We start from the raw sequence: 10,966 nt of genomic DNA, 5'->3' as shown, positions 1-10,966 counted from the left end.
GTTATTACCAGCGGTATCTGTGGCTGTAGCTGCTGGGACGTTAACTGTGACAATGCCACTAGCATTCGGTGTAACGGTGAAAGTATAAGTTGTGCCGCTACCTGTGAAATTGCTAATTGTACTGTTAGTAAGAGTCACGTCGCTGGAGATAAATCCTGTGACGCTTTCGCTGAATGTTGCTGTGACGCTAAATGGTGCGTTTGTGGTTGTTGGGGAAGTTGATGTTAAGGCTACTGTGGGGACAACAGTGTCTACAACCAAGGCTTTGCTATCCGCTAAAGATTGTCCGGTAGGAATAATCAATGTTGCGTTATTTCCCGCAGCATCTCTTAATGTTGCACTTCCTACTAAAGTGATGCCAGTTGAGTTGAGGTCGGTGCTATTTTGTCCTGCTGCTGGAGTGTAAGTGCCGACAGCAGTAGTGCCGCTGAAAGGTGCAATAGTTACAGTGCCACCTGTGTTTAAGGCGACTGTCATGGTACCGCCGGCTAAGGTAACTGCTTCGCTGAAATTGATGGTGACGTTGATGTTGCCGGTTGTGCCGTAACTGCCGTTGGCGGTGGTAGACGTGACGCTGGTGATGGTGGGTGCAACAGTCTCAATAACTATGGCTTTGCTGCCGCCGAGGGAGTTGGCTGAGGCTAAAGTGGGGAGGGTTAAGATGGCGTCTACAAGCAAATTATCTTTAATTGTGCCGCTGTTGAGAGTCAGAGCATTAGTAGCGAGGTATTCCAAGTCAAGAGTAGAGTCTCCAGCTTGTACTACATAGTTGAATGTGAGGGCTGTACCGCCGCTACCGCTAGTATAAGTGGCAAATTGGTCGGTTGTGCCTGTTTCGAGTTGCAGTCGGGGTGTGCCAGTGACGGTGACAGCAGCATCGAAGGTGACAGTGATGGCGATGGTGGAACCGACGCCGTAGCTGCCGTTAGCGGTGCTAGCGGTGACAGCAGTAACTTTGGGGGGGGTGGTGCTGAGCAGGATGGAGACGGTGTTGTCGTTCACGTTCCCCACAGCTAAGTCTGGTTTCCCGTCGCCGTTGAAGTCGCCGATGCTGACGGATAAGGGGTTAAAGCCAGTAGGAAAGGTTAATTGGGGGGCGAAGGTGGGGGTGGCGGCTCCGGTGGGGGTGGTGTTGAGCAGGATCGAGACGTTGGTGCTGTTGAATTTCGCCACAGCTAAGTCTGGTTTCCCGTCGCCGTTGAAGTCGCCGATGCTGACGGATGAGGGGTTAGCGCCAGTTGCGAAGGTGGTTTGGGGGGCGAAGGTGGGGGTGGCGACTCCGGTGGGGGTGGTGTTGAGCAGGATCGAGACGTTGCCGCTGCTGAAGTTCGCCACAGCTAAGTCTGGTTTCCCGTCGCCGTTGAAGTCGCCGATTCTGACGGACTGGGGGTTATCGCCAGTTGCGAAGGTGGTTTGGGTGGCGAAGGTGGGGGTGGCGACTCCGGTGGGGGTGGTGTTGACCAGGATGGAGACGTTGTCGCTGTTGGCGTTCGCCACAGCTAAGTCTGGTTTCCCGTCACCGTTGATGTCGCCGATGCTGACGGATGCGGGGAAATTGCCAGTAGTTAAGGGGGCTTGGGGGGCGAAGGTGGGGGTGGCGGCTCCGGTGGGGGTGGTGTTGACCAGGATGGAGACGTTGCTGCTGGTGCCGTTCGCCACAGCTAAGTCTGGTTTCCCGTCGCCGTTGAAGTCGCCGATGCTGACGGACTGGGGGCTACCGCCCGTTGCGAAGGTGGTTTGGGGGGCGAAGGTGGGGGTGGCGGCTCCGGTGGGGGTGGTGTTGAGCAGGATCGAGACGCTGCTGCTGAAGTTGTTCGCCACAGCTAAGTCTGGTTTCCCGTCGCCGTTGAAGTCGCCGATGCTGACAGACTGTGGGCGATTGCCCGTTGCGAAGGTGGTTTGGGGGGCGAAGGTGGGGGTGGTGGCTCCAGTGGCGGTGGTGTTGAGCAGGATCGAGACGTTGTTGCTCATGTTGTTCACCACAGCTAAGTCTGGTTTCCCGTCGCCGTTGAAGTCGCCGATGCTGACAGACTGTGGGCGATTGCCTGTAAGGAAGGTGACTTGGGGGGACAAGCCTAGTACGCAGCTGTAGGTTTTGAGGGTGGTTTCGGTGAGGGCAAGTTTGGGGGCTTGGGGGGATGGGGGGATGAGTTGGGGGATGTCCCAGGTGCCGCCGAGTGCGCTATTGCCTGTGGTAGCGGTGTTGGCGGCGATGTTTGCCCCTGTGAGTTGGTGCAGTTGAGTCAGGAATTGGCTGCCTGTTTCCCCGGCTGCTACGTTACATCCATATAATATGATGCTGGCGTTGTCAGTCAAACTGTTTCGCCACTGTTGCAACTGTTGGGTGTAGTTGTGGATGTTGCTGCTGTTGAGTTCTGTTGTGCCTAAGTAAAGGTTGCCGGGGCTGCCGTGGGTGATGATGTGGAGGGCTGCGATGTTTGTATGCCGAGCTAGGATTGTGGTGATTTGCTCTACGGCATCCGGCTGGCTTTCGAGGATGTAGGTGGCAGTGCCCGGTTTGATGCCAGAGGCTATGTGGTGGCTGTCCGGTATTGTGGGGTCAAGGATGACTATTTCCTTGGGCTGGTTGCTGATGCAACCAGCCCAAGGAAATAAATTTTTTTTAGGGTGGTTAATTTTAGTTAGGGTTTTCATATGCTTTTGCTTCCAGTGGAGTGCGTTGTTGTTGAGCTTGTCTGGCTGGGTCGCCCGGTTTGAGTTCGACGATTTTTATACCTTTTGGCAGATGACACCTGAGACTTTAATCATGGCAGAGTGTCCTAGTGTCTGTAAAGTCGGAAAAGTCGGATCGTAAAGTCGGAAAAGTCGGATCTTTGTGATGAGGATAAAATTACTTGGGAATTTGAATCGCAGATGGTGGCGGGTCTACGCGGATCTACGCAGATGAATGTTGATTTGGGTGAAGTACGATGGAGAAAACCCGCAAGGCGAGGGAATTACGATCGCGCTACATTTTGGATATATAGCGGTTCTCAAAAAAGTGAGGTATGCCCTATGCCCTCTGCCCTATGCCCTATGCCCTCTGCCCTATGCCCATGAGTACCTCATATGAGAGCTCGAAAGGCTATATTAAAGATATGCCTCCAGATTCTATGAATAACGATGAGCGATGGGCACAGTTGCAAAGCCCTATGTCCGAGTTGTATTGCAGAAGGAAGAATCACGAAGAAAATAGATAGAAAAATGCAATAATAGCAAGGGTTTCAGCAATTAAGAATTTCATCTCCGTCAGGCGCGGTTGCGATCTAATTCCCAGCCGATCGTGACTGATGATGTGTATGCTGGTAGAGTCACCTCTATCGATTTTTTTTGTTATTTCTTCTAACAAAGCTTCATCTTTCTCCTGCTGGCGTAATTGTGCTTAATTTACTATGAAAATTTGCTTTTTTGATGCGATTGGATGGGATTACGATATAGAAACTCCTTACCGCCAACCTCTAGGCGGCTCTCAGTCGGCTTTGTGCTATTTAGCAGTAGCACTAGCCGCTATTGGACATGAAGTATGGTTGTACAATAACACTTCTAAACCAGGAGTGTATCGGGGAGTCCATTGCTTTTCTTTGACTAATCTTTCTAAAGACTTGTTAAAAAATTTTGATGCTGCTATTGTCCTAAATCACCCGGAAACTGGAACGCAGTTAAAGCCACTATTGGGGAAAAAAACTAAGTTAATTCTCTGGATGCAACACGCTTGCGACCAGCTGGCAGCGCAGCCTTTACGAAGTTTATCAATCCAATTGCTCTACGATAGCATAATTTTTGTCAGCGAGTGGCAAAAGCAGCTATATTTAGAACAATTCAATATGACAAATATGCAATTAGGAGTTATAAAAAATGCGATTGCTCCTGCTTTTGAAAAATTTTTCACTGAAGGCGAAGCAATTTTTACCCAAAAATTACAACCTCCAGTTTTAACTTATACCAGCACTCCCTTTCGGGGTTTAGATTTACTTTTAGATATCTTGCCGAAAATTCGGCAGCGATTTACTGATGTGAGATTAAAGGTATTTTCTAGTTTAAAAGTATATCAAGTAACTGAAGATCGAGATGAATGGGAGCCGCTATACCGCCGCTGTGCAGAAACAGCAGGAGTGGAGTATGTCGGTTCGCTAACTCAGCCCGAACTCGCTAGAGAATTGCGCTCGATTAATATATTAGCGTACCCAAATACCTTTGCAGAAACTTCTTGTATCTCCGTCATGGAAGCTCTAGCTAGCGGTTGTTTTGTCGTGACTAGCAACTGGGGAGCTTTGCCCGAAACAACGGCAGGTTTTGCGCGTTTAATACCGCTGTCCCAGTCCAATACTTCTAATTCGATCGCTCCCTTTAGTTCGCTCTCCGAAAGAGAATCTTATGCCCAAGAATTTCTGGCGGCAATTCTGGAGGTGCTAGAAGTGCTAACAGGGGCTAACTCTCAAGAAACTGAACAATTTTTGCGAAAACAGGTAGATTATTTTAATAAATATTGCACTTGGAGAGTGCGTGCATTAGAATGGGAAGAATGGTTGAAAACGATTAATAAAATGTCTCAAAAAATTTCTGTAGAAAGCCTCTATGATAGAGCGCTGACTATGCAAAAACAAGGCGACTGGGAGGCAGCGGGGGGGGAATACCGACAGATTATTGCGCTGCAACCTAATTATGCGCCTGCTTATTTTCAATTGGGAAATGCTAAGTTAGTTAAAAAAGAATGGCCAGAGGCGATCGCCCTTTACCGCCAAGCTTTAAATTGCGAACAGCGCTACTCTCAAGCTTGGTATAATTTAGGCGCAGCGCTGGAAAATATGGGGGAAGTCGAGGAGGCGATCGCGGCCTACCAACAAGCTGTTACATACAATCCCAATTATGCGATCGCCTACAATAGTCTAGGAGTCTTGCTCACCCAACAAGAAAAACTGCTAGAAGCGAAAATAAGCCATCAAAAAGCTTTAGAAATTGAACCGAATTCTATTCCCTACCGGGGAAACTTAGCTAATGTTCAATACCGCTGCTATGAATACAGCGAAGCTGCTGCCAATTATCAAAAAATCTTGCAGCTAGACTCGAATAACATCAATGCAATGGCAGCTTTGATAAAAATTTACCAGGGGCTCTGCCAGTGGGATAATTTAGCAGCCGAAAGCGAAAAAATGTGGGAAATTGGCAGAAATTTAATAGAACAAAATATATTGAAAGACTTATCTATTTTTGACTTTGTTATGTACTCGCCATTTGATGCTGACAGACATCTAGCTATTACTCGCTACTTCGCTAAATTTGTCAGCAGTAAAGTCCCTCAAAATTATTTTCCCCCTCACATCCCCCCTGCTGCCACCCCCCAACTCTTGCGAATAGGTTACATCGCTGGAGATTTTTACAACCACGCTTTAACGCATTTAATGGGTGAATTATTCGCCTTGCACGATCGCACCCAATTTGAGATATTCGCCTACTCTCTCGGCCCCAACGACGGCAGTATTGAGCGTCAAAAAATAGAAGCAGACTGCGATAAATTTACCGACTTGCGAGGAATCGCTACCCCAGCCGCCGCCGAAAAAATATACAATGATAATATTCACATCCTCATTGACATGGGAGGCTATACCCAATATTCTAACCCTGAAATCTTAGCAATGCGCCCCGCTCCCATTCAAATTAGTTATCTAACTTACGCCAACACGATGGGAGCCGAATTTATAGATTACATCATCACAGATAATATCGTAACACCCCCCCGCCTCGCCGAGTTCTTTAGTGAAAAATTTATTTGCCTGCCACATAGCTATCAGATTAACAATTATCTGAGAGTTTGCCCCGCAGAAGACGCGCAAATTAAACAGAAAAATCCCAAAGCAAAATATGACTTACCAGAAGAGAGGTTTGTCTTTGCCTGCTTCAATCACAGTCGCAAAATTGAACCCGTCATGTTTAGCGTGTGGATGCGAATTTTAGAGCGCGTACCTGATAGTGTACTGTGGCTATTAGAGGCCAATCCAGAAGCAACTCGGAACCTGAAAACCGAGGCTAAATTGCGGGGAATTGATGGCGACCGCCTAATATTTGCACCGAGATTATTACAAGAGGAACACCTATTACGTCACATTTGGATAGACTTATGCCTCGATACTTTATATTACAATGCTCACACGACAGGAAGCGATGCTTTGTGGATGGGAATTCCCTCGATTACCTTCCCCGGAGAAACTTTTGCGTCGCGGGTGGGATCAAGTTTATTAACTGCGGTTAATTTACCACAGTTAATCGTTAATAGTTTTGAAGAGTATGAAAAGTTGGCGGTGCATTTAGCTACTCATCCTCAAGAGTTACAAAAACTGAAAGATTATCTCAATAAAAATCGCCGCCAATTGCCGCTGTTTAATACACCTCAAACCGTGCGATATTTGGAATTAGCATATCAAAGGGTTTGGGAAAGGTATCAATCTAGTCAGCCGCCGGAAGCGATACATATCGACAAGGCAGAAGGATTAGAAAAAGAAGCAGAGGAAAGGTTAAAAACAGATTTAAAACCCGATATAAAAAGCAATTTAGTCAGGAATTCAGCCAATAACCAAGTGGAAAAAGTAACAAATTTACAGGATAAAAATAGGGATAACAGTCAGAATGCGACAAGGGATTCTAGTGCGGATTCGCCACAGGATTTAATTGGCGATCGCGATTTGCCATCTTGGTTAACTCAACAACAAATCAGCCTTGCTTGCACTACCTATCAAACCAGCAGGTTAATGTTAATCGGTGCAGCGCCAGAAACCAACCTAATCTCGGCTTTTTGGCGAATATTCGATCGCGCAATGGGGCTTTACTGCACGTCGGAACGCCTGTATTTAAGTTCAAAATATCAACTTTGGCAATTAGATAATGTCTTAGAATCCGGGAAATTATACCAAGGATACGATAAATTATATATACCAAGAATCGGCTATACTACTGGAGATATCGACATTCACGATATCGCTGTCGATAAAAATAATCAAATCATTTTTATTAGCACTTTGTTTAATTGTATCGCTACTTTGAGCGATCGCCACAGTTGCAAACCTCTGTGGAAACCGCAATTTATCTCACAATATATAAATGAAGACCGCTGTCACCTCAACGGTTTGGCGATGGTGGAAGGAGAGGCGAAATATGTCACGGCGTCGAGTCAGTCGGATGTGGTGGATGGCTGGCGTGATCGCAGAAAAAACGGCGGTATAGTTATTGATATCGAATCTAATGATATTATCGTCACAGGATTGTCAATGCCGCATTCACCCCGCTGGTATCAAGACAAGTTGTGGTTGCTAAATTCGGGGCGGGGAGAATTTGGTTATGTGGATTTAGATACAGGAAAATTTGAGGCAATTACGTTTTGTCCGGGATATGTCCGAGGACTGGCTTTTTGGCAAAATTGGGCAATTGTTGGACTCTCGAAACCTCGGGGTGGTGACAACACTTTTAGCGGTTTAGAATTGGATGAGTTGTTGCTCACCAAGGATGCTGAGGCTCGCTGTGGTATGATGGCGATCGATTTGACTACTGGGGCGATCGTTCACTGGTTGCGGTTTGAAGGAATTGTTACGGAACTCTATGATGTGCAGGTGATTCCGACAGTGCAAAGGCCGATGGCTTTGGGTTTTCAAACTGAGGAAATTGCTCAGTTAATTACTTTGGAACTTTAACCGCAGATGGGGGCGGATATACGCGGATTAACGCAGATAAATGTTTACAGGATTTATTCACGGGGGGTGAGAGTTAGTATTTTAGCGGGGTTTGGTATTAGTCAAGGATCGCCCCATCTAAGCTTGTTTTTCTTAAGTCTGTTCTCGCTAGGTTGGCACCTCTTAAGTCCGAACCTGTTAAGCAAACATTGCTTAAATCTGCATAACTCAAATCTGCACCTTTGAGATTAGCATCCGATAAATTTGCTCCTGATAAGTTCGCCCTCACAAGTTGCGATTTAGTCAAATTGCTGCCGCTCAAATTTGCGGATTGCATCTGTGCTACCATTAAGTTTGCTTTGCTTAAATTAGTGCGGCTGAGGTTAGCCAAATTCAATTTAGCATAACTCAAATCAATGTTTTCCAAGCAAACTTCGCTCAATTGCGCGCATCGCAAGTTAGCATTAATAAAAAACCTGTCTCCAATCGCATAACGGCGCAAAAATTCGTCAACTTCCAGCCGAATTAAAACGGGTTCGCAAGTATTTTGGTAGCACCAGGATGTCTCCAGCAAACGGGCGGCTGCTTCAATTGCTACCTTGTCGCTTTTAGGGAGCACCAAACTATTGCACCCATCCCACTCACCGTTGAGCATGAATGCCATCTCAGAAGCTGCTGCACTTGAGTCGCATAACAAAACAGTTTCTGGTTTGGGTTGCAGCCAGTTCATTAAACCGATCGAGCTGTTGTTTTTCACTGTAGATTCAGGATTTGTGCGTCTTTCTTAATTATAGGTAAAAATATTGAAAACAGTATGGACAAATTCGCTGCGGCTTCAGAGAATGAATTAATTGTGTTTGGTGCAGCCAGACCAGGATACCGCGATGCAGAACTTGCTCGGTGGATTGAATTTATGCAGGGGCATAATATTAAGCAAGTTTGCTGCTTGCTTGCTCAGACGCAACTCATCCGCTACACTGATTTACTCGGAACATATCGGAAAACATTTGGGTGCGATCGAGTTTGCTGGGCGCCGATTGCAGACTTTGAATTGGTCGATCGCGATATTTTAATCGATCGCATATTGCCATTTTTGGACTCTGCAAATAGCAAAGGCGAACGGGTGGTAGTTCACTGTTCTGGGGGGATCGGACGTACAGGACAGGTTTTGGCTGCTTGGTTGGTCAGCGGGCGGGGATTGTCTAACAAACAGGCGATCGCAGCAGTAAAAAAAACTGGCAGAAATCCCTATGAAGCAGCGATCGTAGCTTGTTTGAAAGGTCGAAACCCCTGGCTAAGCTGTTACGCATTTAAACCATTAACGCTTTAGGTAAGGTGCGTCAGCTAGAACACAGACTATACATGGGAAACCCTTATTTACTGACGCACCCTACTATCCTCCTTTAAATGCCGAACAGCTTAGTCGTTGAAGAACTTAATGCTCTCTTAGAGGATTGTCGCCTTGCTGCGAGAAATGATACATAGCACTATACCAACTATATATATGTGCCAATTGCGTAAGTCCTAAAAGATTTAAAAGACTCGGCTTCCTACGATCGAACTCAGGCATCGAATAAATGGCTGTTTTGGCTGTCAACGTTAGCCGATCCGCTGGCGTTTTTGCAAATTTTATAGAATAAATAACGCACTTACAGCAGCGCCAGATCCTTGAAGCAACGGCGCGTTAACTCGATTCTTGCAGGTGCGTCATTTTGGTTGCGGATGTCAATGTTTGTCGCAAAAAAGTAAACATTTTTATCCTTTTCTAAATAACCTACATACCAGCCAATTTGAGGCTTTGTTTCTTCTCCAAAGCTTGCCCAGCCTGTTTTTGCCCTAATTGTGTAATCGGGAGTTTTTTCGACAACTAAGATGTCTTTAACCAGAGACAGCGATCGCTCAGAAAAGGGTAAGTCATTTTTGTATAGACGGCGGAGAAATTGAATTTGCTCGTTGGGTGTGATTCGCAGTTCTCCCTCTAACCAGAATTTGTCAATATCGTCTTTGTTACCGATTTTTTGGTTGCCATAACCGACTTTAGCTACCCATTTTTGCATTTGCTCGTGTCCGACTCGGCGGGCGAGAACTTGGTAAAACCAAACGGCGGAAAGTTTCATGGCTTCTCTCATGTTCAAGTCTCGATTCCATGCGGGAATTTGCCTTTGAATTCCATCCCAAGTTAGCACGGCAAGCTCATCTGAAATTACCCCTGTTTCTAAGGAAATCAGAGAGTTGAGAATCTTAAATGTAGATGCAGGTAAAAAAGCTGTGGCGTTACGCTGCGGGTTGTGTTGATAAAGCCGATCGCTATTCAAATCGTAAATCGCAATCGAGCCTTCAACTCCTAGTTCTTGAAAGTGCCGTCCAAAATTCATTGTCTGAGCAACATCTCCTCCGCGTCGTGGAGATTGTTGCACTGGAGGTGGCACGGTTAAGGCTGATTGCGGTGGCTGAACTAAAACAGAAATAATGCAGCCTAATACAATTAAAATAACAGCGATCGCACGAGATATTGGGTTCATAAACTTCGATAATTTAGCCAAATCACAGGCAGTAATTTCACAGGGGCGATCGACTTGTAAGGTGCGTCTGACTTACGCTGTGTAAGAAACAATAAAGGTTTGCCCCTGACGCACCATACTATATATGTGCCGCGTAATTTCTCACCTACAAAACTGCCATAATAGTTAACGCGACCAAACAGCTTAACTGAATTACTAAGCTGAACAACCGAAACTTTGGATCGAGGCCAGCGATGTGAATCGCTGAATGTACCAGCCGAAATAGGATGTACACAACAATCAGCAAATCTACTGCTGTTCCTGAAACACCCCTAACGGTTAGAAGAAAAACAACTCCCAAATACAAAGGCAGGTTTTCTATCAAGTTGGATTGTACTCGAAATAGTCGCCACAGCAAACTGTCGTCGTTTTGTGTGCCGAAATCTTTGGGAGATCCGCCGGCAGATAGATGCCGAATCCTGACTGCTAGCAAGAGGATAACGACTGCGATCGTCCACAAAATGAAAATTGTTAAACCCCAGAGAGGGAAAGTCATATTTGTGTGTTCAATTTGCATCATCTTTCTACCTTGCGAAACTGCTGCTAAGACTTTATAAAAGTTATATCAAATCCTGTAGCATCATCGGGCGTCAAATCCAGCCAACAGCGAAGCCGAAGGGTCAACAATCACCGACGGTGCAACCGGACTCGATTGGATTCATCTGCGTTATATCAGGTTCGGGTAATTACTTATAATGTGAATTCGGCCGCTCGAACTTGAATTCGGGCGCTCGAACTTGAATTCGG

6 protein-coding genes are annotated in these 10,966 nt (G+C 46.2%); 2 read left to right on the top strand and 4 right to left on the bottom strand.

What is annotated here, in order from left to right; all coding sequences use genetic code 11:
- On the bottom strand, positions 1-2,655 hold a 2,655-nt coding region (locus QUA90_RS23430; RefSeq protein ID WP_333448026.1), incomplete at its 3' end, for an FG-GAP-like repeat-containing protein.
- A 737-nt stretch (positions 2,656-3,392) separates the two neighbouring features.
- On the opposite strand from QUA90_RS23430, the gene QUA90_RS23425 reads away from it, so the two are divergent.
- Positions 3,393-7,679, top strand: coding sequence for a TIGR03032 family protein (locus QUA90_RS23425; protein ID WP_333448024.1), 4,287 nt, complete (start codon positions 3,393-3,395; stop codon positions 7,677-7,679).
- Between the two features lie 97 nt (positions 7,680-7,776).
- On the opposite strand, the gene QUA90_RS23420 is transcribed toward QUA90_RS23425, so the two are convergent.
- The gene (locus QUA90_RS23420) at positions 7,777-8,415 is read right to left on the bottom strand and encodes a pentapeptide repeat-containing protein (protein ID WP_333448022.1); all 639 of its coding nucleotides are present in this window, start codon (positions 8,413-8,415) and stop codon (positions 7,777-7,779) included.
- A 57-nt stretch (positions 8,416-8,472) separates the two neighbouring features.
- Between QUA90_RS23420 and QUA90_RS23415 the strand changes: the two genes are divergently transcribed.
- On the top strand, positions 8,473-8,988 hold the full coding sequence (locus tag QUA90_RS23415; protein WP_333448020.1) for a phosphatase domain-containing putative toxin: 516 nt from the start codon (positions 8,473-8,475) through the stop codon (positions 8,986-8,988).
- A 319-nt stretch (positions 8,989-9,307) separates the two neighbouring features.
- Here QUA90_RS23415 and blaOXA read toward each other — a convergent pair whose 3' ends face one another.
- Complete coding sequence (gene blaOXA, locus QUA90_RS23410) at positions 9,308-10,180, bottom strand: class D beta-lactamase (protein WP_333448018.1); 873 nt, start codon at positions 10,178-10,180, stop codon at positions 9,308-9,310.
- 145 nt (positions 10,181-10,325) lie between these two features.
- Positions 10,326-10,739, bottom strand: a complete 414-nt coding sequence (locus tag QUA90_RS23405; protein ID WP_333388995.1) for an MAPEG family protein — start codon at positions 10,737-10,739, stop codon at positions 10,326-10,328.
- Between the last annotated feature and the right edge of the window lie 227 nt (positions 10,740-10,966).

Source organism: Microcoleus sp. D3_18_C4 (genome assembly GCF_036702355.1).
GTDB lineage: Bacteria > Cyanobacteriota > Cyanobacteriia > Cyanobacteriales > Microcoleaceae > Microcoleus.
This window is presented reverse-complemented; position numbering and strand designations above follow the sequence as displayed.

Excerpts from the sequence above, each read along its gene's own strand:
- QUA90_RS23425 (WP_333448024.1), top strand. The coding sequence starts at position 3,393 with ATGAAAATTTGCTTTTTTGATGCGATTGGATGGGATTACGATATAGAA.
- blaOXA (WP_333448018.1), bottom strand. The coding sequence starts at position 10,180 with ATGAACCCAATATCTCGTGCGATCGCTGTTATTTTAATTGTATTAGGC.
- QUA90_RS23405 (WP_333388995.1), bottom strand. The coding sequence starts at position 10,739 with ATGATGCAAATTGAACACACAAATATGACTTTCCCTCTCTGGGGTTTA.
- QUA90_RS23415 (WP_333448020.1), top strand. The coding sequence starts at position 8,473 with ATGGACAAATTCGCTGCGGCTTCAGAGAATGAATTAATTGTGTTTGGT.